This is a genomic window from Prauserella shujinwangii (assembly GCF_003001955.1).
GTDB classification, from domain to species: domain Bacteria; phylum Actinomycetota; class Actinomycetes; order Mycobacteriales; family Pseudonocardiaceae; genus Qaidamihabitans; species Qaidamihabitans shujinwangii.
Map to the genome: position 1 here is coordinate 125,471 of NZ_PVNH01000011.1, position 20,313 is coordinate 145,783.

Sequence of the window (20,313 nt, forward strand, 5' to 3'; positions counted from 1 at the left end):
GTTCTACCTCGCCTCCCTGCGGTTGGCGGTGAAGTCGTCCGGGAAGTGGGCGAGCGCGCTGCGCACGGGGTTGGGCGTGAGCCCGCCCATCGCGCACAGCGAGCCGTCGGTCATCAGTTCACAAAGGTCGTTCAGCAGCGCGAGGTTTCCCTCCGTGTCCTGGCCCCCGGTGATCTTGTCGATCACCTCGACCCCGCGAACGGCGCCCACCCGGCAGGGGGTGCACTTGCCGCAGGACTCCTCGGCGCAGAACTCCATCGCGAAGCGGGCCATCGCGGCCATGTCCACGGTGTCGTCGAACACGACGATGCCGCCGTGGCCGAGCATCGCCTCGGCCGCGGCGAAGGCCTCGTAGTCGGTGGGCAGGTCGAGCTGTTCGGCCGGCACGTACGCGCCGAGCGGCCCGCCGACCTGGACGGCGCGTACCGGCCTGCCGGAGCGGGTTCCGCCGCCGTAGTCGTTGACCAGCGTGCCGAGCGGGATACCGAACGCGGTCTCGAACACGCCGCCGCGCGCGATGTTGCCCGCGAGCTGGAACACCTGGGTGCCCCGGGACCGGTCGACGCCCAGTTCCGCGTACGCCGAGCCACCGTCGGACAGGATCGCCGGGACGCTGGCCAGCGTCAGCACGTTGTTGACGACGGTCGGCTTGCCGAACAGGCCGGTGATGGCGGGGATCGGCGGCTTCGAGCGCACCATGCCGCGCTTGCCCTCCAGGCTCTCCAGCATGGAGGTCTCCTCGCCGCAGATGTAGGCGCCCGCGCCGACCCGGACGTGCAGGTCGAAACGCAGGTCCGAGCCGAGGATGCGGTCGCCGAGCCAGCCGCGTTCGTACGCCAGCTCGATGGCGCGGCGCATCGTCGCCACCGCGTCCGGGTACTCCGAGCGGAGGTAGATGTAGCCCTCGGTCGCGCCCACGGCGTGCGCGGCGATGGTCATGCCCTCGATGAGGCAGAACGGGTCGCCCTCCATGAGCATCCGGTCGGCGAACGTGCCCGAGTCGCCCTCGTCGGCGTTGCAGCAGACGAACTTCAGCTCGCCCTCGGTCTCGGCCACGGTCTTCCACTTGATGCCTGCCGGGAACCCGGCGCCACCACGGCCCCGCAGGCCGGACTCCGTCACCTCGGCCACCACGTCGGCCGGGTCGAGTCCCACGGCCCGGCGCAGGCCGCGGAGCCCGCCGTTCGCCTCATAGTCCTCAGTGGACAGCGGGTCGGTCACCCCGACCCTGGCGAAGCAGAGGCGCTGCTGGTCGCGCATCCATTGCAGGTCGTCGACCGGTCCCTGGCACAGGGCATGGTCGGCGCCGTCGAACAGCCCGGCAGCGACGAGGTCGGCCACGGCGTCCGGGGACACCGGGCCGTAACCGATCCGTCCCCGGTCGGTGGCCACTTCCACCAGCGGCTCCAGCCACAGCATGCCGCGCGAGCCGTTGCGGACCAGGCGGATCTCCGTGCCGGTCAGCGCGGCCTCGCGGGCGATGGCCACCGCGACCTCGTCCGCGCCCACCGAGCGGGCCGCCGAGTCGCGGGGCACGTAGACGGTGATCATGGGGCTCCCCCCGTCTCGCGGGACGCCAGGATCTCGATCAACCTGCTCCGGTCCACGCGCCCGAAGGGACGCCCGTTGATCTCGGCCGCCGGTCCGAGAGCGCAGTTGCCCAGGCAGAACACCTGCTGCAGGGTCACCGAACGGTCCGGTGTGGTCTGGCCGAGCTTGACGCCGAAGACCTGCTCGGCATCGGCGACCAGCCGCTCCGCGCCGACCGACTGGCAGGCTTCGGCCCGGCACAGCCGGACCGTGGCCGCGCCCGCGGGTTCGGAGCGGAAGTCGGAGTAGAACGTGATGACTCCGTGCACGTCCGCGCGGGACATGTTGAGCTCCTCGGCCAGCACGGGCACCACCGCCTGGTCGATGTAGCCGAACTCGGCCTGGATGTCATGCAGGATGGGCAGTAGCGCCCCTCGGTCGTCCCGGTGCGCGGCGACCACCGCACGCACCCGGTCCGCGACCGAAGCGCCTGCGCTGTCGATCGTCATGCCGCCTCCTGTATACCGTATACACCGACCATGGTACTCGTGACGTGGCGCGCACAACAAGGGTAGGTTCCGCACACCGCGCCGCCCAGGATCCGGCGGCACGGGGCGAGTACGTCGAATGTCGCTTCCGCGGTGGTCAGCGCGGTGCGGGCGCGCCGAGCTGCTTGCTGATCTCCCTGGCGGCCTCCACCACGACGGGCAGCGTCTCGCCGTGGATCTCCGCCAGCGACAGCGTGCCCGCGGGCACCGACATGCTCAGGGTCGCGATGACCCGGTCGCCGGAGTCGCGCACGGGCGCGGAGAACGAGCGCACCCCCTCCTCGAACTCCTGGTCGACCAGCGCCCAGCCCTGGCGCCGCACCTCGTGCAGGATCTCGCGCAGCCGGGCGGGATCGGTCACCGTGCGTGCGGTGATCCGGGGGAACTGCCCGTGCCGCAGGAACTCCTCGATCTCGTGGTCGGGCAGCCCGGCCAGGAGCATCCGCCCCATCGACGTGGCGTAGGCGGGCAGCCGGGTGCCGGTGGTGAGGGTGTGCCGCATGACCCGGCGCGACGGGATGCGCGCGAGGAACACGGCGTCCTCCCCGTCCAGCGCGGCGAGCGAGCACGGGTGGCCGGTGACCTTGGTGACGTCCTCCATGTACGGCTGCGCCACCTCGGTGAGGTTCAGCGACGACAGGTAGGCGTTGCCGAGCGCGAGTACGTGCGGGGTGAGCGCGAAGTACCGGCCCTCCGCCCGCACGTAGCCCAGTTTCTCCAGGGTGAGCACGATCCGCCGCACGGTCGGCCGGGACAGCCCGGTCAGCTCGGCGAGCTCGCCGAGGGTGAGCCGGGGGTGGTGGTCGGAGAAGGCGAGGATGACCGAGAGCCCGCGTTCGAGTGACTGGACGTAGTCCTTCTCCTCGGCCGCCTTGACCATCGCTCACCTCCTCCGGCCCCACCTTAGTCCCGGCGGAACCGGTTCAGCTTGCCCTCGTCCAGCTCGACGCCGAGGCCGGGACCGCTCGGCACCAGCAGCGCGCCGTCGGTGTACCGGACCGGCTCGCGGACGAGGTCCTCGGCCAGCAGGAGCGGCCCGAACAGCTCGCAGCCGAAGGTGACCGCACCGATGGCCGCGTAGGCATGCGCGGCCGCGGCGGTGCCGATCGAGCTCTCGATGCTCGACCCGCCGTGGCAGGCGAGTCCCGCGGCCTCGGCCACCGCGGCGACCCGCCGCGTCGCCGACAACCCGCCGTGCTTGTGCACCTTGAGCGAGAAGATGTCGGCCGCCGCGGCCTGGCACAGCCGGAGCGCGTCGTTGGCCGTCAGCAGGCTCTCGTCGGCCATGACCGGGATGGTCAGCCGCTCCGCCAGCCTGCTCAGCGCGGGCACGTTCCACCCGGGCACGGGCTGCTCGACCAGGTCGACACCGGCGTCCTCCAGTACCGGCAGCCAGCGTGCCGACGTGGCCTCGTCCCACGCCGCGTTGAGGTCCACGCGCACGCTGGCCTTGTCACCCAGCGCCTTCGCGATCGACGCGATCCGGGCCGTGTCGCTGCCCGGCTCGGTGGCGCCCATCTTGAGCTTGAAGCTCGTGTGCAGGCCGGCGGCGAGCTTCTCCTCCGCCTCGGCGAGCACGGTGTCGGCGTCCTCGGCGCCGAGCGCCCAGGTGACCGGGATCGACTCCCGGTACAGCCCGCCGAGCAGCTGGTGCACCGGGACGCCGAGGGTCCTGCCCCACGCGTCGAACAGGGCCATCTCGACGGCCGCCTTGGCGAAGGAGTTGCGGGCGGCCACGCGGTCCATCCGGTGCGCGAGGTAGTCGACCCGGGAGGCGTCCTCGCCGAGGAGCCCGGGGGTGAGGTAGGTGTCGATGACGACCTTCATCGTCTCGACGCTCTCTCCGCCCCACCACGGCCCGCCGGGTACCACCGCCTCGCCGACCCCCACCGCGCCGCCTGCCGTGCGCACCCGCGTCACCAGGTAGCTCTGGTGCGTGGCGCTCATCGACTTGAACTTGTGCGGCCTGCGCAGCGGGAGGTCGACCAGGACGGTGTCGACGGCTTCGATCGTCAGCTCACCCATCACGCGGGATCCAGCCGGAAGTCGTACTCGGCGGTGTAGTGGCCGTCGTCGTGCCGGACCAGCTCGAGCGTCAGCTCCGGCTTGACGGCGCCGGCCACGTCGTCGTCCACGTACTCGTGCCCGGCGAAGAACAGCTGGCTCGTCAGGGTCTGCTTCCCGGGTGCCCGCACCATCATGTGCAGGTGCGCGGGACGCCAGTGGTGCCAGCCCGCCGAGGTGATCATCCTTCCGGTCGGCCCCTCCTTCGGGATCTCGTACGGCGCGGGCAGCACCGTGTGGATCTCGAACCGGCCCTCGGCGTCGGCGCGCACGGTGCCCCGCAGGTTCCACTTCGGAGGGTCGGGATGGAACTGGGAGTAGAACCCGTTGGCGTCGGCGTGCCAGATGTCCACGACCGCGCCGGGGATGGGGATGCCGTCGAGGTCCCGCACGGTCCCGGAGAACACGAGCCCGTCCCCCGGCTCGTCTGGCCGCCGCGGCAGAGTGGCGGGCGAGTCGAGCTCGGGCGAGCCGGGCACGTAGTACGGACCCTCGATGCAGCCGGTGCTGCCGCGGCGCCGCTCCGAGGCCATGCGCTCGACCGTGTGCTCGAAGAAGACGTCGAGGAACAGCGGCCACTCGCCCGCCTCGCCGAGCTCGATCAGCCACTGCTTGGCCGCCTGGTACTCGCCGTAGGTCACCTCGTGCTTGACCAGGCGCTCGTTGACGGTGTTGATGAGGTCGCCCACGACCTCCGCGGTGCGCTGCTGTGCTGTGGTCATCGTCGGCTCCTGTGGTTCACTTGCCGGGGTTGATGAGGTCGGGGACGGTCCAGCCGTCCAGGTCGTACTCGGCCATGCACTGCTCGGCGAAGCCCTGCATCGCCTCGGCCGCTCCGGACTGCTGCGCGGCGAACAGAAGTTCGGCCCGCACGCCTTCGTGGTTGCCGGAGTAGTTGCGCTCGTAGAGCTCGTGCCTGCCGCCGAACTCGCTGCCGATCGAGTCCCAGATGAGCTTCATGAGCTTGACGCGCTCGACGGCGCCGATGCCGTTGGAGCCGCGGACGTACTGGTCGAGGTACGGCCGGATCTCCGGGGACTTGAAGTCGTCCGCGTGCGAAGGCAGGTAGATCAGGCCGCTGCCGAGATCCTGCATGATGATCTCGCGCACCCTGGGGTAGCCGACCGTCATGAACCAGCGGTACGCCAGGCCGTAGTCCAGGTGCGGCAGCACGGCGCCGTCGATCCACTCGTCGGGATTGGCGGCCATCGCGTCGGACAGCGCCCAGAACAGGTTGCGCCAGCCGATAACCTCGCCGACGCGGGTCTGGATGCCGCGGAAGTCCTTGGTCCCGGTCACCTCGACACCCTTCATCAGCAGACCCGCGATGAAGTCGAGCTTCACCGCCAGCCGGGTGACGCCGTGGAACGTGAAGCGATGCAGGAAGCCGGAACCGGGGAAGAAGGTGCTGGCCTTCTCCGCGTCGCCGTAGATGAAGACGTTCTCCCACGGGATCTTGACCCGGTCGAGGACGAAGATCGTGTCGTTCTCGTCGAAGCGGGACGACAGCGGGTAGTCGAACGGGCTCGCCGTGCTGTCGGCCGCCTGCGCGTAGGAGTGCCTGCAGATGAGCTTCATGCCGGGGGCGCCCATCGGCACCGTGCAGACGAGCGCGAACTCGCGCTTCTTGATCGGCAGCCCGTAGTGGGCGATGAAGTTGTAGTGCGTGATGGCCGATCCCGTGGCGACCACCTTCGCGCCCGAGACGATCAGCCCGTCGTCGCGCTCCTCCTCGACGTGGATGAAGATGTCCCGCACCTCGTCCGGCGCCTTGTCCCGGTCCACCGGCGGGTTGATGATCGCGTGGTTCCAGTAGAGCACCTTCTCCTGCGACTCGGTGTACCAGCGCCGCGCGTTCTCCGCGTACGGCTCGTAGAAGTCGGAGTTGGCCCCGAGGGTGCCGAGGAAGGCGGCCTTGTAGTCGGGGCTGCGGCCCATCCACCCGTACGTCATCCTCGCCCACCCGGCGATGGCGTCGCGGTCGGCGAGCAGGTCCTCGCGGCTGCGGGGCGTGCGGAAGAACGGGTGCGTGAAGCCGCTGCTGCCGGTGTCGGTCGGCGCGGTCAGCTTCGCCTGCTTGCCGGGGTCGTGCAGCGAGTCGTAGAGCCGTGCCGTCATGCGGACCGAGTTGCGGAACGCGGGGTGCGTGGTGACGTCGGCGACCTTGTCGCCGTAGATGAACACCTCGCGGCCGTCGCGAAGGCTCTCGATGTACTCCTCGCCCGTGAGCGGGCGCGTGCTGCGCCGCGCCGACTCGGTGGCGGGCGATTCCTGCTGTGCCGTCACTTGCTGCTCCTTTGCATCGGTTTCCGGCAGGGGAGGTCTCAGCTGGGGCGGAACCAGGAGAGGCCGGGACAGTCGGCGGACTCCAGCCACGGCACCGTCTCGAAGACGTCGCCGAGGTGCCGGAACCCGCCGAGGTAGAAGACGAGCGGGTCGCCGCCGTGGAACTCGAACTCCCTGACCTCGCCCAGGTAGAGCACGTGGTCGCCGCCGTCGTAGCTGCGCCACGGCGCGCAGGCGATGGTGGCGAGCGATCCGGCGAGCCGGGGCGCCAGCGTGTCGTCGGAGGGACGCTCCCACGCGGGTGCCTCGGTCATCGGCCTGCCCGCGAAGTGCAGGGCCACGTCGTCCTGCTTCTCGCGGAGCACGTTGACGGTGAACGGCCGGTCGTCGAGGTACTTGCACGCCTTGGTGTCGCGGTCGAGCGAGACGAGCACCAGCGGCGGATCGAGGGAGACGGCGGTGAACGCGTTCACCGTGGCGCCGTGCGGCGCCCCGTCCGCCTCGCACGTGACGACCGTGACGCCGGTGGCGAAGTGGCCGAGGCAGTTCCGCAGCGCTCGGGGGTCGACTCGCACGGTGCCTCCTCGTGAGTATGTACGCATTGCGTACAATTTGGCCGCTATCCGGTCTTGTTGGTACTGTGTGCTGGCCCACAGGGGAATGTCAAGCGGTGATAGCGCCGCACCGATTCAGGCGAGGAGAAACGGCATGCTCTTCCACGTGCGCATGCGGGTGCGCCTTCCGCACGACCTGGACCCCGGGGTCGTCGAGCGGCTCAAGCGGGAGGAGAAGGAACGCGCTCAGCAGCTGCAGCGGGCGGGCACGTGGCGGCACCTGTGGCGGGTGGTCGGGCAGTACGCCAACGTCAGCGTGTTCGACGTGGACTCGGCCGACGAGCTGCACGAGATCCTGTCGACGCTGCCGCTGTTCCCGTACCTGGACATCGAGGTCACCCCGCTGACCCGGCACCCCTCGGCCCTCGACCCCACCTGACCCGGAGGCAGTGAATGGCTCATTGCCTGCGCTGAACGCAGACAATGAGCCATTCACTGCTCGCTCAGCGGGCGAACGGCCACCAGCGGCGGCGGGCGGGGGCCGCCGTCCGGAGCAGGTCCGGTGCCTGCGCGCGCACGGCGTCCTCGACCTCGCGCATGGAGGGGTTGACCAGCGCACGCTCGCCAACGAAGACGGTCGGCACGGTCTCGTTGCCGTCCGCGACCGCGCGCACCCGCGCCGCGGCCTCGGGATCGGACCAGATGTTCACCTCGCGCACCGGCAGGCCGCTGCGGCGCAGCCCCCGGCGCAGCATCGCGCAGAACGGGCAGCCGGGCCGCCAGTAGAACTCGACCTGCGTCGTACCCACGCTGATCAGCCTACTTGTGTTTCGCTGGCGGCATGGAGTTCGACGCGGTCGCCGACGAGCTGTACGGCGCGGACCGGGACGAGTTCACCGCCCTGCGGGACGAGCGCGCCAAGGCCGCGCGTGCCGAAGGCGACCGCGAGCTGGCCAAGCGGATCAAGGAGCTGCGCAAGCCGACCACGGCGGCGTGGCTGGTCAACCGGCTCGCCCGCCGGCGGCCCGGCGAGGTCGGCAGGCTGGGCGAGCTCGGTGACGCCCTGCGCCGGGCGCACTCCGAACTGGCGGGCGAGGACCTGCGGGCCCTCTCCCGGCAACGGCACGAGCTGGTCCAGGCGCTGACCGGGCAGGCGAGCGAGCTCGCGGACGGCGCCGTCAGCGAGTCCGTCACCAGGGAGGTCGAACGGACGCTCGAGGCCGCGCTCACCGATCCGGAGGCGGGAAAGGCGGTCGCCGAGGGCAGGCTCTCGTCGGCGCTGGAGCCCGCGGCCGGTTTCTCCGGGGACTGGCTGGCGATCGGTCCCGCGCCGGAACGCCGGGAACGGCAGTCGCGGGAACAGCCGAAGCGGCAGGCGCAGCGGGAGGAGCGCGAGCAGCGGGAGGACCGGCAGGCCGCCGAGCGTGACCGCAAGGTCCGCGACCTCGCCGAGGCCCGGCGCAGGCGCGAGGAGCGGAAGCGGGTCAGAGCCGAGCTCACCGAGGCGCGGTCCGCGCGGAACACCGCCGAGACCGAACTGCGGGCAGCCGAACGGGAGGAGGCCAAGGCCCGTGAGCGCACGGAGGCGGCGCGCCGGACGCTCGAAGCCGCCGAGCGGGACGTCCAGCACGCCGAACAGCGTCTCGCCAACCTGGAACAGGCTCGTGAGTGAGAAACGACGCAGCGGCGCGGAGCGCCTCCGCCAGGGGCGGTGGTCGGGCGACGGGCGGGCGTTCTAACCACGTTCCTCACTCACGAGCCGGCGCTCCTGGCTACTACTTCGCGATCGGGGGCAGCGGGCCCTCGTAGAGCACGGCACCTCCGTCGTCGCGGACGGTGGCCGTGACGGACCCCTCGCCGATGCCGGTCCCGCCCTCCTCGACACCGGGTACGTAGGCGGTGAACGTCCGGGCGCTCACCCGGGCGGCGACCTTCTCGCCGCCCGCCTCCAGTTCGATGCTCGACACGTCCGGCCCGGTCACCCCGGCGACGGTGAGGCCGGGCCGGTGGTTCTCCCCGGCGAGCAGCGCGATCGGCTGCCGGGCCGAGGTCAGCGTGTCCGGGGCGGGATGGATGCGGAAGTCCCAGCGCGGTTCGGTGGTGCAGACCGCGCTCGCCCGCTCGTTGGTGGCCACGACGAAGGCCGTGCGGTAGGGCTTGGTCTCCTTCTTCTCCACCTCGCGGGACGGGAAGTCCTGCCGGAGCATCGCGCCGGGCCGCCACGTGGCCGCGTCGACGACCGCGCCGCCCCAGGTGTCCGGTCCGGCCAGGCACTCGGTCAGCATCCGGCCCGCCTCCGACGAGCGGTCACCCGGTTCGGCGGGCCGGTCCACCCGCAGCACGGCGGGTTCCGGCAGCGACAGCGGCGCCGACTCGCCCTCCTCGTTCTCCCGGTAGAGGACCGCTTCCACCGGGAAGCCGGTCAGGTCGTGCAGCGCCCAGCTGCCCACGAACACCCCGTCGCGCACGGCGAAATCCGCCGAGCCCAGCCACGCCGGCCTGTCCGTGAGCCCGGTTGTCACCTGGTCCTTGGTCATCACCGTCACGGAGTCGAACCCGGAAGCGGCAAGGCCGATGACCGTCCCGTTCGGACTGAGCATGACGCCGTGCACCAGCTCGTCGTCCGGTGGCGCCGTGGCGGTCAGCGGGGCCGACACCGCGACGGACGTGAGCGTGGTCTCGCAGAACAACGTCGTGTCCCCGGCGCGCACGCCGGTCACGGTCGACGCGGGCAGCGAGGTGCTCGACACCTGGCGCCAGTCCTGCCTCGCCGGGAAGTCCGCGGCCTTGCCGCTGTCCTCGATGGCGGCCCAGCACCGGTCGAGCGTCGCGGTGTTGCCCGCGGCGGAGGGCACCCGGCCGGGTTCGTCCCGGTCGAGCACGCCGCCCGCGACGGCGGCCGTGCCCGCGAGGACGGCCACCGCCGCGGCGATGCCGAGCGGGGTGCGCAGCGAGCGGCGTGGTCGTTCGGCCATGCCCTCGCGCACCGACGCGTACATCCGGTCCCGCACGCCGGGCGGAAGCTCGCGGTGCGGGGGCAGTCCGAGGTCGTTCATGATTCCTCCAGCATGGTGCGGAGCCTGCTGCGGGCTCGGGAGATCTGGGAGCGGACGCTCGACTCGGCGAGGTCGAGCACGGCGGCGGCCTCGGCGGCCGTGAGCTCGCCGAGCAGGCACAGCTCGGCCGCCCGCCGCTCGGCGTTCGGCAACCGGCGGACCGCGGCGAGCACCTGGCGGACCCGGTCCTCGCCGGTCAGCCGGTCGGTGACGTCGTCGGCGTGGTCGCCCTGCACGTCGGCGCGGGGTACCCGGTGCAGCAGCCGCAGCCTGCGCCGTTCGCCGCGGGCATGGGTGCGGGCCAGGTTGCCCGCCACCGCGTACAGCCACGGGCGGGCGCTGTCGTGCACGAGCCGCAGCTCCCCGCACTTGCGCCAGGCGGTGAGGAAGGCCGACGAGGTCAGGTCCTCGGCGGCGGCCCAGGAGCCGGTCAGGCGGTAGGCGTGGTTCCACACCGCCTCGGCGTGCCGCTGGAACAACTCGGCGAAGGAGGACTCGTCGCCTTCGGCGGCGCGGTTCCACAGTTCGGTGTCGGTCGCGGGGGTGCCGCCGGGAGGTGGGTCGTCCATCGCGCGGCGGAGGCCGTCCAGGGCCCGCACCCCTCTCGTTCGTTCGGAAGTGGTGGTCACATCATGAGGTGGCCGGTTCCGCCGCGCTGTTGCATCCGGACCGGCCCGCACTCCCGAACGGGTGAATCAGGGGGCTCAGCAGGGGGTCAGGAGGAGCCGACGGCGAGCGCCAGGTACTTCGTGTCGAGGTACTCCTCGATACCCTCGGCTCCGCCTTCCCGGCCGAACCCGGATGCCTTCACCCCGCCGAACGGGGCGGCCGGGTTGGACACGAGGCCGGTGTTGACGCCGACCATGCCGGTCCGCAGCCGCTCACCCACCCGGACGGCGCGGTCGAGGTCCCGGGTGAACAGATAGCCGACCAGGCCGTACTGGGTGTCGTTGGCCCGCGCGACGGCCTCGTCCTCCTCCGCGAACGTGGTGACGGGCGCGACCGGCCCGAACACCTCCTCGTGCAGGATGCGGGCGCGCGGGGGGACGTCGGTGAGCACGGTCGGGCGGTAGAAGAAGCCGGAGCCGTCCAGCGACTCGCCGCCGGTGGTGACCCGGGCGCCGTGGTCCCTGGCGTCGTCGACCAGCTCCGCCACCTGCCGCCGCTGCCCCTCGTTCACGAGCGGGCCGACGGACACTCCCGCCTCGGTGCCGTGCCCGATCTTCAGCGCCGCCATCTCGTCGGTGAGCCGCCGCGCGAACTCCTCCGCGACGGATTCCGCGACGAGGAAGCGGTTGGCGGCGACACACGACTCGCCGTTGTTGCGCATCTTCGCCGTCACCGCGCCCTTGACCGCGACGTCCAGGTCGGCGTCGGCGAACACGAGGAACGGTGCGTTGCCGCCCAGCTCCATCGACATGCGCTGCAGGTTGGGTGCGGACTGCTCCACCAGGGTGCGGCCGACCTCGGTGGAACCGGTGAAGGACACCTTGCGCACCCGCGCGTCCGCCAGCACGGGGCCGACCACCCTCGTCGCGGAGCTGCTCGGCACGACGTTGAGCACGCCGGGCGGGAGGCCCGCCTCGGTGAGCAGGCCGGCCAGGTTCAGCATCGAGAGGGGCGTGAGCTGGGGCGGCTTCACGATCATCGTGCACCCGGCGGCCACGGCGGGCCCGATCTTGCGCGTGCCCATCGCCAGCGGGAAGTTCCACGGCGTGATGAGCAGCGAGGGGCCGACGGGCTCCTTCGTCACCAGCGTCCGCCCGCCGCCAGCGGGGTTGCGGGAGTAGCGGCCGTCGATGCGCACGGCCTCCTCCGAGAACCAGCGGAAGAACTCGGCCGCGTACTTCACCTCGGCGAGCGACTCGGTGAGGCTCTTGCCCATCTCGTACGTCATCAGCCGGGCGAGCTCGTCGGCGCGCCCGGTGATGAGTTCCCAGGCGCGGCGCAGGATCTCCCCGCGCTCGCGGGGCGGCGTCGCGGCCCAGCTCTCCTGCGTGGAGACCGCCGCCTCCACGGCGGCCTCGGCGTCGGCGCGCTGCGCGTCGGCCACCTCGCACAGCCGCTGCTCGGTGCCGGGATCGTCGACGCCGAACGTGCTGCCGTCGGCGGACTCGCGCCATTCGCCGTCGACGAGGATCCGCTTTGGAATGCTGGCGATGACGTCGTTCATGCCGCCGGGCTACCCGCGCCGGAGACGCCCGACACGTCGCGACCTGGCCGAGGACCACGCGGCCGATCGGGTTATGCTGAGCCCGGAAACATCCGGCTCACCGGTCGCGCACCGTCACAGCGCCTCCCATGACCCAGGGTGGAACGGGGGAACCCGATGCGGTCCCCTTGCACGAGACCAGGTCCTTTCTCGCGGAAGCTCTCGGGACCGAGTACGTCTGGTACCCGACGTTGGCCGAGGCGGCCCGGGATCCGAATGCCGCCGTCGTCCTGTCCGGTGACTACGGCGGCACCATCTTCCTGACTGCGCCCGTGCGGCTCGTCGGCTGCGATCTCGGCGCGCTGCGCACGCTCGTCTCAGATCTGGACGCGGTGTCGTGGATGAGTGGGGATCCCACGATCGCCACGGTCGCCATCGAAAGGCATCCGGGGGGAACCGGCGTCCTGGGTGGCGACGGCGGAGGCCTCGTGACCGACGGCGTGTGGGTCCACCCGCGCCGGGTTCCGGAGGAGATCCACGATCAGGCACGTGATGTCGTGCTGGGCCGGCGGGCGCGGATCGACGTCGACGTCCTGCGGCTCCTGCGCGAACGGGAGCTCGCTCGCCGGAAGGAACGGCGCGCAGCCCATGCCTCGCGACTCGGACTCGCCTGGGACTTCGACATCTCGCCGCCCGCGGTTCCATTCGAAGGCTGAGCGCGTGCGTGGTGCCCGGGCGCAGTCCCGCGGCAGGCGGTTCGTCCCCCGATGCAACCCCGCCCGGGTCCCGTTTCGTCTTCTGGTCATGCGTGCCCTTCCCGCTCTCGCCCTCGTCCTCGTCGCGGTGACCGCGTGTGGCTCGTCCGCCGGTTCCGGCGAGCGGGCGTGTACCGCGATCGCCGCCCGCGCCGGCATCGGGGTGGACCTCGCACCGCCGCCGGAGGGCACGGAGCCCCGGGAGGCCACCGTCGAGGCGTGCTGGGGCGGTTCGTGCCGGACCGTCAGCGTGGAGCTGGTCCCCGAGACGGCGGCCACGGAGACCACCTGCGAGGGCGACGAGCCGGACTCGGTGTGCTCGGCGCGGATGCGGGAGACCGGGGGGCTGACCGGGTTCGCCGACCTGCCCGAGCTGCCCGCCGAGCCGGTGGAGGTGACGCTCACGGTGGTCACCGCCGACGGCGGCGAGTACGCCCACCGGACCCTGCGCGTCACCCCCGAGCTGGTCTACCCGAACGGACCCGGCTGCGGCGGTGAGGCGGCCCAGGCACACCTCACCGTCGACTCCCAGGGCCGCGTCCACGCGCGGTGAAGGCCACCATCACTGCACTCAACGCAGTGATGGTGGCCTTCACTGCCCCCACCCCCGGGGCTCGGGTTCAGCCGATGTCCCTGCGCCGGAAGGCGGCCAGCCCGGCGCCGGTGAACGCGACGGCGAGCACGGTCAGCCACACCAGCGGCGTGGCGGTGAACTCGGCGGCGGGCAGGTTCGGCACGTGCTGGAACGGCGACACGTTCAGCACGGCCTGGTTCAGCTGCAGGATCGGGCCGAACATGCTGAGGAGCACGAACGCCGCCGCCACCGCCCACGCGGCCGTCGCCGCCTTCGGCAGGAATCCGAAGAGCGCCACCGCCAGTCCGGCCACCACCCACACCGCGGGCAGCTGGGCCATGGTCGCGCCGAGCACCGAGGGCAGCTGCCCGCCGACGTCCCCGACCCGCAGCCCGTGCAGCAGCCCGGTGCAGAACCCGGCCACCGCCAGCAGCAGGGCCGTGCCGAGCAGCGGGAACACCAGGTGGCTCGCCGCCCAGCCGAGCCTGCTGACCCGCGTGGCCAGCAGCGGCTCGACCCGCACCGCGCTCTCCTCGGCGCGCATCCGCAACGTCGACTGCACCGCGTACAGCGACGCGATCATGGCGACCATCAGCGCGGTCATGCCGATGAACGCGTCCACGAGCGCGTCGGCGCCACCCAGCCGCTCGAACATCTGCCGCGACTGCTCGCTGTCGCCGATGATGTCGCCGATACCGGCGGCGAGGGAGCCGTACATCGCTCCCATCAGCGCGAAACCGACGGTCCAGCCGATCAGCGCACCCCGGTGCAGCCGCCACGCGAGGGCGAACGGGCTGCGCAGCCCGGGCGCGGCCGCGGCGGGGCCGGGCCGGGCCGGGATCAGGCTCATCCCGACGTCCCGTTTCGGCAGCAGGAAGTAACCGGCGCCGGTCAGCACGACCGCGGCCGCGACCAGCAGTGCGAGCACCCACCACCGCTCGTCCGCGAACGCCCGTACCCGGGTGGCCCAGCCGATCGGCGAGAGCCACGACAGCCAGCTCCCGTCGGCCGACGCGTCGCCGACGGCGCGGACGATGAACGCCGCCCCCAGCACGGCGCTGGCGATACCGTTCGCGGTCCGCGAATACTCGGCGAGCTGGACCGCGATCGCCGCGATCCCGATGAAGACGAACCCGACGAGCGCGGTGCTCGCGCCGAATGCGACCGAGCCCGCCGCGGGCAGACCGGCCCCCATGAGGCTGACCGTGATGAGCAGTCCCGTGGCGAGGCTGCCGAGCCCGGCCACGATGACCGAGGCGGTGAGCGCCGCGTACCGGCCCACCACGGCCGAAGCCAGCAGTTCGTGCCTGCCCGTGTCCTCCTCCTGCCGGGTGTGCCTGGTCATCGTGAAGATGCAGGCGAGCGCGAGGAACGTGGCCACCAGCGTGCCGTACCGCCACGCGGTGAACCCGCCCGCGGTGCTCAGGTCGTACGCCGGGCCGTAGATCAGGCTCACCGACGGGTTGTTCGCCATCACGGCGGTGAGCGACTCGCGTTCGGCCTGCGTGGGGTAGAGCGTCTCGTAGGCGCCGGCCCCCGCCGACGCCATCAGGCCGAGCACCAGCACCCAGATCGGCAGCACGATGCGGTCGCGGCGCAGCGCGAGGCGGACGAGCTGCCAGGTCCCGGCGAGGTGGTGCCGCCGCTCCACGCGGACCGGCCGGTCGCGGGTCGTCGTGGTCGTCATGGTTCCCGTCGTCATTTCCGGGCCACCGCCCTGTCGTCGGTGTAGTGCCGCAGGAACAGCTCCTCCAGCGTCGGCGGCTGGCTGGTGAGGCTGCGCACGCCGACCTCGGTGAGCTGCTTCAGCACGCGGTCGAGGGCAGCGGTCTCCACGTCGAACCGGACGTGGTTGCCCTCGACCTTCAGGTCGTGGACGTTCTCGAGCGTGGAAAGGCCGTTGGGCGGGCCGGCCAGCTCGGCCGAGATCGAGGTGCGGGTGAGGTGCCGCAGCTGCGCGAGCGTCCCGGTCTCGACGGTGCGCCCGTTGCGGATGATGCTCACCCGGTCGCACAGGGCCTCGACCTCGGCGAGGATGTGGCTGGACAGCAGCACGGTGCGGCCCTGCTCGCGTTCCTCCTGGATCGTCTCCTGGAACGTCGCCTCCATCAGCGGGTCGAGGCCCGCGGTCGGCTCGTCCATGATCAGGAGCTCGACGCGGGAGGCCAGGGCGGCCACGATGGCCACCTTCTGCCGGTTGCCCTTCGAGTAGGTGCGGCCCTTCTTCCTGGGGTCGAGTTCGAACCGCTCGACGAGCTCCGCGCGCCGCTTCTGGTCGAGGCCGCCCCGCAGCCTGCCGAGCAGGTCGATGACCTCGCCGCCGGAGAGGTTGGGCCACAGGTTCACGTCCCCGGGCACGTAGGCCAGCCTGCGGTGCAGGTTGGCGGCGTCCCGCCACGGATCACCGCCGAGCAGGCGCACCGTCCCCCGGTCGGCGTGCAGCAGTCCGAGCAGCACGCGCACGGTGGTCGACTTGCCGCTGCCGTTCGGGCCGAGGAAGCCGTGCACTTCACCCGTGGCGACGGAGAGGTCGAGGCCGTCGAGGGCCTTGGTTCGGCCGAACGACTTGTGGAGGCCGGTGACGGAGATGGCGTTATCCATGGCCACGAAGGTAATGTTATTTCAGAAACTTGTGAAGTTAAGAAAACGTATGGATACGGTGATCGTCACCGGCCGCCCCGGGAGAGGATGGTGAGCATGTCCGCCCGACCCGAGTCCCAGCGCGATCCGAGCTCCGGCCGAGACGAGGCGGCGGTCCGCAGGTACGTCGAGGACCTGGCGCTGACCCTGACACAGCTCGGGCTGCAACGCATGGCCGCGCGTGTCTTCGCCGCGTTGACCGTCATCGACTCGGGCCGCATGACCGCCGCCGAGCTGGCCGAGACGCTGTCGGTGAGCCCGGCCGCCATCTCCGGCGCGGTGCGCTACCTCGAGCAGGTGGGCCTGGTCGCCAAGGAGCGGGAGCCGGGCGAGCGCCGGGACCACTTCCGGATCTACGACGACTTCTGGTTCGCCTCGTACCTCAAGCGCGATCGCATGATCCGGATGTGGCGCGACGCCACCTTCCAGGGCGTCGCCGCTGTCGGGGCCGACACCCCCGCGGGCAGGCGGCTGGCCGACATGGCCGATTTCCTCGACTTCATGGTCAAGGAGCTGCCCGGACTCTTCGACCGGTGGCAGCGCGAACGGGATGAGCACAGCCGCGGCGCGGAGAACGGCTGAAGTTTTTTCCTCCCGGATGTATCTGACGGGCACTCCGCCGCGTCCTATGGGGCAGTGACGAGTTCGACCGGCACGGGAGGAACGCATGAGCGCCGACAGTGGCGAGCATGACTGCGCGGCGGAGCTCGCGGGGATCCGCGACGCACTCGCCGGGCTCGGCCACCCGTGGCAGTGCGGTGAGACCAGGCTGAGCAGGCTCTCCGCCGACTCCCGCAGGGCCAGGCTCGGTGTCCCGGCCCCGTCCGCGGACGAGATCGCGGCGCGGGCCGAGCTGCCCGCCCTGATGGCCGACTCCGCGCTGCGGGCGGCAGGCGAGCCGGTGGCGGCCGTCCACGCGCCCACCCCGCACCTGCCCGCGGCGTTCGACCTGCGGGACGTCGGTGGCCGCAGCTACGTCACCCCGGTCAAGGACCAGGGCGAGTGCGGTTCCTGCAGTGCCTTCGGTGCGATCGCGACACTCGAGAGCACCGCCGCGTACACGCGGAGGGCGCCGGGGCTGCGGCTGGACCTGTCGGAGGCGCACGCCTTCTTCGGGCACGCGGCGGCGCGGAACGCGATCTTGCCCGACGGCACGTGGCCGGACGAGCTGCTGGAGGACTTCGTCACGCTGGGCGTGGCGTTCGAGGACTGCTACCCCTACTCCGACGACGGCTCCGGCTCGCTGCACCCGCGCTGGCGCGACCGCTCGGCCAGCGCGGAGAAGGTGGTGGACCTCAGCCGCAACCCCGCGGCGATCAAGCAGCACCTCTACGCCTACGGGCCGGTCACCGCCTGCCTGGTGGTCTACGACGATCTCTTCCATTACACGGGCGGCGTGTACCGGCACACCGTCGAGCAGACCAGCGGCGGGCACTGTGTCGCGCTCATCGGCTGGGACGACACGGCAGGCTGCTGGATCGCCAAGAACTCGTGGGGCCCGGACTGGGGCGAGGACGGCTTCTTCCGCATCGCCTACGGCGAGGCCTACATCGAGGACTATCCGGACCCGCGGCCGACGACGCTCGGCTGCACGGGGGTGAACCTGCGAGCGTGGCTGCCCCCGCAGCGCGCGCTCGGCCTGTTCGCCACCGCCCACGACGCGAACGGCTGGGTCTACCTGGAGAACCTGGGGTGGATCCGGCTTTCCGGTGGCGCGCACAGCACCACCAACAAGCTCGCGATGCTGACCGCCGCCAGGGCGAGCGGGAGCCCCGTCTCCCCGTTCGTCGAGGGTGCCGAGCTCAGCATGATCCAGCTCGCCCACTGACCCCGACGGAGGTGAGGCCGCGATGTCCGAGGACACCGTGACCGAGAAGGAAACCGAACAGCCCGAACAGCTCGACACCGGCGACCCGGACGCGCCACCGCCCGCGCCGCCGACCGGCTGGGATCCGTATGCCCCGCCGCCCGGAGGTCCCGCTCCGGCCGGGTGGGACCCGTACGCGCCGCCGCCCGGAGGGCCTGCCCCGACCGGGTGGGACCCGTACGCGCCGCCGCCCGGAGGGCCTGCCCCGACCGGGTGGGACCCGTACGCGCCGCCGCCCGGAGGTCCCGCTCCGGCCGGCTGGGACCCCTACACCCCACCGCCGAACGGTGACCCGCGACCGCAACCGGTCCAGCCGCAGCCCGCGCCGGTGCGCGACGGGGCTGGCCGGGGCGGCGCGGCCGGTGCGGGCAGTGCAGGCGGCGGCTGGGTGCACCGGCGACTGATCACGCACCTGTGGTCGTACAACGCGGCACCGGGTGTCTGGGTCGGTGTGCAGGGCGTCGGCTGGAAGCGGCTGTCGCCGGCGTCGGAGACCGGGCACAGCCACCTGACGATGCTCGCGCTGCTCGCCAGGAACAACCGGCTCCCGGTCACCTACCACGAGGACGCGCACGGCCAGATCGATCAGCTGATCGTCTGAGTCCGTGCTCGCGACGGTGGCGGCCGGCAGTCGAGGGGGCCGCCGGCCGCCACCACCCCCGGTGCGTTCGCCCGGGGCAGGAAAGAGAGGACGGGAGGGGCAGTGGCACTGGTCCGGCTCGCGCAGTCCGATGCGGGGCGAACAGCGGAACTGCGTGTCGGGGACACCGTGGAGCTCCGGCTCCCCGAGGTCCGCACGTCGGGTTACCAGTGGTCACTGCGCCTTCCGGAGGGGATCCGGCTGGTCGTCGACGAGTACGTCAGTGGGGGTGACGACCATCCGGAATCGGGGTCCCGAGGGGGTGGGACTCCAGGGGGAGGTGGGGTTCGCCGGCTGGCGCTCGACGTGACGGGCGCCGGTCGGCACCTCATCGAGGCCGAGCTGGCGCGTCCTTGGGAGACGAGGCCGCGCCGCTCGGTCACTTTCGTCATATCCGCGGTGTCCGCTACTCCAAACGAGTGAGCTATGTATCCCAGTTCCGTGACCGCCCTCCTTTGTCCCGACAAGCCCGAGATACTGCCTGCGCCGACTTGAACAGCGCGAAACAGGAGGGCTGATGCGGTGACCGACGCCCGAACCGCCGAGGCGGATCCTCCGTGGGAAGGTCTGCGGGGGCATGACCTGTACGCGGCCTGCATGCATGCGGCGCGAATGGGTAACCGTGCCGCCATGGACCGCCTCGTCGCCGAGCTGACCCCGCTCGTCTGGCAGGTGGCCCGGGGCAATGGCCTCGACCGGCACACGGCCGAGGACGTGGTGCAGACGGTCTGGCTGGCGCTCTTCCGGCATCTCGACCGGCTCGCCGACCCGAGGGCGCTCGCGGCGTGGCTGATCACCACCACCAGGAGGGAAGCGCAGCGCGTCGGGGCCAGGCCGAGCCCGGTGCCGCTGACCGACGAGCTCGCGGAGTCGGTTCCCAGCACGCAGCCCGCCCCCGAGGCCGAGGCCGTACGCGGCGACCGGGACCGCAGGCTGTGGCAGGCCTTCGCCCGGTTGCCGCAGCGCTGCCAGGAGCTCCTGCGGCTCACGGTTCTCGCCGGGCGTGCCGAGTACCGGCTCGTCGCGGACGCACTCCGCATGCCACACGGCAGCATCGGGCCGACCCGTGGCCGGTGCCTGAAGACGATGCGGGACCTGCTGGAAGCTCAAGGGGGCAGCGCATGAACGAGGGCCTTTACCCTGACGACGACACGCTGCTCGCGGAACTGAGCCGTGTCGTCGACGAGATCGACCGGCCGCCCGCGGGCCTGGTGGAGCGCGTGCAGTTCGCGCTCGCGCTGGAGGATCTCGACGTCGAGGTCGCCCGGTGGGAGCGCGCCGATGCGCTGGCCGGGGTGCGCAGTACGGGCCAGGGCACCATCACGTTCACGGTCAGCGACCTCACCGTGATGATCAACCTCACCAAGGTCGGCCTCGGCCACCGCATCGACGGCTGGCTCGTGCCCGAGGGCGAGTACGGCGTCGAGGTCCGCGTGGCAGGTCATGAGTCCGCCACGACCACCGCCGACGACGGCGGCCGTTTCGTACTCGACCAGGTACCCCGGGGAACCACCCAGATAGTGGTGTACATCGACGGCGATTCGTGCCGCCGCACCGTGGTGACCCCGGCGGTCGTGCTGTAGCTCGGACGGGCGAAGACCCACGTTGACGCGTGTGCTCCTATAGACCGCGTGCGTGGCCGTCCCC

23 protein-coding genes are annotated in these 20,313 nt (G+C 71.7%); 10 read left to right on the forward strand and 13 right to left on the reverse strand.

What is annotated here, in order from left to right; all coding sequences use genetic code 11:
• Nucleotides 1-3: 3 nt before the first annotated feature.
• The 7 genes from B0I33_RS24750 to B0I33_RS24780 all read right to left on the reverse strand — a co-directional run bounded on the left by B0I33_RS24750 (nucleotide 4) and on the right by B0I33_RS24780 (nucleotide 7,003).
• Entirely contained in the window at nucleotides 4-1,551 is a 1,548-nt protein-coding gene (locus B0I33_RS24750) for a formate dehydrogenase beta subunit (RefSeq protein WP_106181280.1), read from the reverse strand.
• A complete protein-coding gene (locus B0I33_RS24755) occupies nucleotides 1,548-2,039 on the reverse strand; it encodes an NADH-quinone oxidoreductase subunit NuoE family protein (RefSeq protein WP_106181281.1) in 492 nt (163 codons plus the stop codon). Before B0I33_RS24755 ends, B0I33_RS24750 begins: the two co-directional genes overlap by 4 nt.
• Before the next feature lie 136 nt (nucleotides 2,040-2,175).
• Nucleotides 2,176-2,958 (reverse strand): IclR family transcriptional regulator domain-containing protein, encoded by a 783-nt coding sequence (locus tag B0I33_RS24760; protein WP_106181282.1) that lies wholly within the window; start codon nucleotides 2,956-2,958, stop codon nucleotides 2,176-2,178.
• A gap of 23 nt (nucleotides 2,959-2,981) precedes the next feature.
• Nucleotides 2,982-4,103 carry a muconate cycloisomerase family protein gene (locus B0I33_RS24765; RefSeq protein WP_106181283.1) on the reverse strand — a complete coding sequence of 374 codons (1,122 nt, stop codon included), beginning with the start codon at nucleotides 4,101-4,103 and terminating at the stop codon, nucleotides 2,982-2,984.
• Nucleotides 4,103-4,864: a dioxygenase family protein gene (locus B0I33_RS24770; protein ID WP_106181284.1), complete on the reverse strand. Its 762-nt coding sequence runs from the start codon at nucleotides 4,862-4,864 to the stop codon at nucleotides 4,103-4,105. Before B0I33_RS24770 ends, B0I33_RS24765 begins: the two co-directional genes overlap by 1 nt.
• 16 nt (nucleotides 4,865-4,880) lie before the next feature.
• Entirely contained in the window at nucleotides 4,881-6,428 is a 1,548-nt protein-coding gene (locus B0I33_RS24775; protein WP_106181285.1) for a 4-hydroxyphenylacetate 3-hydroxylase family protein, read from the reverse strand.
• A 38-nt stretch (nucleotides 6,429-6,466) separates the two neighbouring features.
• Nucleotides 6,467-7,003: a flavin reductase family protein gene (locus tag B0I33_RS24780; protein WP_219927259.1), complete on the reverse strand. Its 537-nt coding sequence runs from the start codon at nucleotides 7,001-7,003 to the stop codon at nucleotides 6,467-6,469.
• Nucleotides 7,004-7,136: 133 nt separating this feature from the next.
• On the opposite strand from B0I33_RS24780, the gene catC reads away from it, so the two are divergent.
• Nucleotides 7,137-7,421: a muconolactone Delta-isomerase gene (gene catC / locus B0I33_RS24785; RefSeq protein ID WP_106181287.1), complete on the forward strand. Its 285-nt coding sequence runs from the start codon at nucleotides 7,137-7,139 to the stop codon at nucleotides 7,419-7,421.
• A 64-nt stretch (nucleotides 7,422-7,485) separates the two neighbouring features.
• Here the strand turns inward: catC and B0I33_RS24790 are convergent, their stop codons facing one another.
• Nucleotides 7,486-7,791 carry a glutaredoxin domain-containing protein gene (locus B0I33_RS24790; protein WP_106181288.1) on the reverse strand — a complete coding sequence of 102 codons (306 nt, stop codon included), beginning with the start codon at nucleotides 7,789-7,791 and terminating at the stop codon, nucleotides 7,486-7,488.
• A gap of 32 nt (nucleotides 7,792-7,823) precedes the next feature.
• Here B0I33_RS24790 and B0I33_RS24795 point away from each other — a divergent pair, with 32 nt between their 5' ends.
• Entirely contained in the window at nucleotides 7,824-8,654 is an 831-nt protein-coding gene (locus B0I33_RS24795) for a coiled-coil domain-containing protein (RefSeq protein WP_106181289.1), read from the forward strand.
• Nucleotides 8,655-8,757: 103 nt separating this feature from the next.
• On the opposite strand, the gene B0I33_RS24800 is transcribed toward B0I33_RS24795, so the two are convergent.
• From B0I33_RS24800 to B0I33_RS24810, 3 genes are all read right to left on the reverse strand, one after another.
• Nucleotides 8,758-10,038: a hypothetical protein gene (locus B0I33_RS24800; RefSeq protein ID WP_106181290.1), complete on the reverse strand. Its 1,281-nt coding sequence runs from the start codon at nucleotides 10,036-10,038 to the stop codon at nucleotides 8,758-8,760.
• Complete coding sequence (locus tag B0I33_RS24805; protein WP_106181439.1) at nucleotides 10,035-10,607, reverse strand: RNA polymerase sigma factor; 573 nt, start codon at nucleotides 10,605-10,607, stop codon at nucleotides 10,035-10,037. Before B0I33_RS24805 ends, B0I33_RS24800 begins: the two co-directional genes overlap by 4 nt.
• A gap of 146 nt (nucleotides 10,608-10,753) precedes the next feature.
• Nucleotides 10,754-12,211: an NAD-dependent succinate-semialdehyde dehydrogenase gene (locus B0I33_RS24810; protein WP_106181291.1), complete on the reverse strand. Its 1,458-nt coding sequence runs from the start codon at nucleotides 12,209-12,211 to the stop codon at nucleotides 10,754-10,756.
• Nucleotides 12,212-12,378: 167 nt separating this feature from the next.
• On the opposite strand from B0I33_RS24810, the gene B0I33_RS24815 reads away from it, so the two are divergent.
• Together B0I33_RS24815 and B0I33_RS24820 are read left to right on the forward strand one after the other, a co-directional pair.
• A complete protein-coding gene (locus B0I33_RS24815) occupies nucleotides 12,379-12,906 on the forward strand; it encodes a hypothetical protein (protein WP_106181292.1) in 528 nt (175 codons plus the stop codon).
• Between the two features lie 88 nt (nucleotides 12,907-12,994).
• Nucleotides 12,995-13,498, forward strand: coding sequence for a hypothetical protein (locus B0I33_RS24820; protein ID WP_106181293.1), 504 nt, complete (start codon nucleotides 12,995-12,997; stop codon nucleotides 13,496-13,498).
• Between the two features lie 67 nt (nucleotides 13,499-13,565).
• On the opposite strand, the gene B0I33_RS24825 is transcribed toward B0I33_RS24820, so the two are convergent.
• Nucleotides 13,566-15,206: an ABC transporter permease gene (locus tag B0I33_RS24825; protein WP_106181440.1), complete on the reverse strand. Its 1,641-nt coding sequence runs from the start codon at nucleotides 15,204-15,206 to the stop codon at nucleotides 13,566-13,568.
• Between the two features lie 11 nt (nucleotides 15,207-15,217).
• Entirely contained in the window at nucleotides 15,218-16,120 is a 903-nt protein-coding gene (locus tag B0I33_RS24830) for an ABC transporter ATP-binding protein (protein WP_106181294.1), read from the reverse strand.
• Between the two features lie 96 nt (nucleotides 16,121-16,216).
• On the opposite strand from B0I33_RS24830, the gene B0I33_RS24835 reads away from it, so the two are divergent.
• The 6 genes from B0I33_RS24835 to B0I33_RS24860 all read left to right on the forward strand — a co-directional run bounded on the left by B0I33_RS24835 (nucleotide 16,217) and on the right by B0I33_RS24860 (nucleotide 20,249).
• The gene (locus tag B0I33_RS24835) at nucleotides 16,217-16,741 is read left to right on the forward strand and encodes a GbsR/MarR family transcriptional regulator (RefSeq protein ID WP_106181441.1); all 525 of its coding nucleotides are present in this window, start codon (nucleotides 16,217-16,219) and stop codon (nucleotides 16,739-16,741) included.
• A gap of 85 nt (nucleotides 16,742-16,826) precedes the next feature.
• Nucleotides 16,827-17,987: a C1 family peptidase gene (locus B0I33_RS24840; protein ID WP_106181295.1), complete on the forward strand. Its 1,161-nt coding sequence runs from the start codon at nucleotides 16,827-16,829 to the stop codon at nucleotides 17,985-17,987.
• A 22-nt stretch (nucleotides 17,988-18,009) separates the two neighbouring features.
• On the forward strand, nucleotides 18,010-18,627 hold the full coding sequence (locus B0I33_RS24845) for a hypothetical protein (RefSeq protein ID WP_106181296.1): 618 nt from the start codon (nucleotides 18,010-18,012) through the stop codon (nucleotides 18,625-18,627).
• A gap of 102 nt (nucleotides 18,628-18,729) precedes the next feature.
• Nucleotides 18,730-19,089, forward strand: a complete 360-nt coding sequence (locus B0I33_RS24850; RefSeq protein WP_106181297.1) for a protease inhibitor I42 family protein — start codon at nucleotides 18,730-18,732, stop codon at nucleotides 19,087-19,089.
• Nucleotides 19,090-19,188: 99 nt separating this feature from the next.
• Nucleotides 19,189-19,791, forward strand: a complete 603-nt coding sequence (locus B0I33_RS24855; protein ID WP_106181298.1) for an RNA polymerase sigma factor — start codon at nucleotides 19,189-19,191, stop codon at nucleotides 19,789-19,791.
• Complete coding sequence (locus B0I33_RS24860) at nucleotides 19,788-20,249, forward strand: hypothetical protein (protein WP_106181299.1); 462 nt, start codon at nucleotides 19,788-19,790, stop codon at nucleotides 20,247-20,249. The genes B0I33_RS24855 and B0I33_RS24860 overlap by 4 nt, the downstream gene beginning before the upstream one ends.
• Nucleotides 20,250-20,313 lie beyond the last annotated feature (64 nt).

What these genes read in the sequence shown, in the direction of transcription:
- catC (WP_106181287.1), top strand. Translation starts at nt 7,137, where the DNA reads ATGCTCTTCCACGTGCGCATGCGGGTGCGCCTTCCGCACGACCTGGAC.
- B0I33_RS24770 (WP_106181284.1), bottom strand. Translation starts at nt 4,864, where the DNA reads ATGACCACAGCACAGCAGCGCACCGCGGAGGTCGTGGGCGACCTCATC.
- B0I33_RS24760 (WP_106181282.1), bottom strand. Translation starts at nt 2,958, where the DNA reads ATGGTCAAGGCGGCCGAGGAGAAGGACTACGTCCAGTCACTCGAACGC.
- B0I33_RS24820 (WP_106181293.1), top strand. Translation starts at nt 12,995, where the DNA reads ATGCGTGCCCTTCCCGCTCTCGCCCTCGTCCTCGTCGCGGTGACCGCG.
- B0I33_RS24795 (WP_106181289.1), top strand. Translation starts at nt 7,824, where the DNA reads ATGGAGTTCGACGCGGTCGCCGACGAGCTGTACGGCGCGGACCGGGAC.
- B0I33_RS24810 (WP_106181291.1), bottom strand. Translation starts at nt 12,211, where the DNA reads ATGAACGACGTCATCGCCAGCATTCCAAAGCGGATCCTCGTCGACGGC.
- B0I33_RS24825 (WP_106181440.1), bottom strand. Translation starts at nt 15,206, where the DNA reads ATGACGACCACGACGACCCGCGACCGGCCGGTCCGCGTGGAGCGGCGG.
- B0I33_RS24750 (WP_106181280.1), bottom strand. Translation starts at nt 1,551, where the DNA reads ATGATCACCGTCTACGTGCCCCGCGACTCGGCGGCCCGCTCGGTGGGC.
- B0I33_RS24800 (WP_106181290.1), bottom strand. Translation starts at nt 10,038, where the DNA reads ATGAACGACCTCGGACTGCCCCCGCACCGCGAGCTTCCGCCCGGCGTG.
- B0I33_RS24805 (WP_106181439.1), bottom strand. Translation starts at nt 10,607, where the DNA reads ATGGACGACCCACCTCCCGGCGGCACCCCCGCGACCGACACCGAACTG.
- B0I33_RS24835 (WP_106181441.1), top strand. Translation starts at nt 16,217, where the DNA reads ATGTCCGCCCGACCCGAGTCCCAGCGCGATCCGAGCTCCGGCCGAGAC.
- B0I33_RS24830 (WP_106181294.1), bottom strand. Translation starts at nt 16,120, where the DNA reads ATGGATAACGCCATCTCCGTCACCGGCCTCCACAAGTCGTTCGGCCGA.
- B0I33_RS24840 (WP_106181295.1), top strand. Translation starts at nt 16,827, where the DNA reads ATGAGCGCCGACAGTGGCGAGCATGACTGCGCGGCGGAGCTCGCGGGG.
- B0I33_RS24845 (WP_106181296.1), top strand. Translation starts at nt 18,010, where the DNA reads ATGTCCGAGGACACCGTGACCGAGAAGGAAACCGAACAGCCCGAACAG.
- B0I33_RS24860 (WP_106181299.1), top strand. Translation starts at nt 19,788, where the DNA reads ATGAACGAGGGCCTTTACCCTGACGACGACACGCTGCTCGCGGAACTG.
- B0I33_RS24765 (WP_106181283.1), bottom strand. Translation starts at nt 4,103, where the DNA reads ATGGGTGAGCTGACGATCGAAGCCGTCGACACCGTCCTGGTCGACCTC.
- B0I33_RS24755 (WP_106181281.1), bottom strand. Translation starts at nt 2,039, where the DNA reads ATGACGATCGACAGCGCAGGCGCTTCGGTCGCGGACCGGGTGCGTGCG.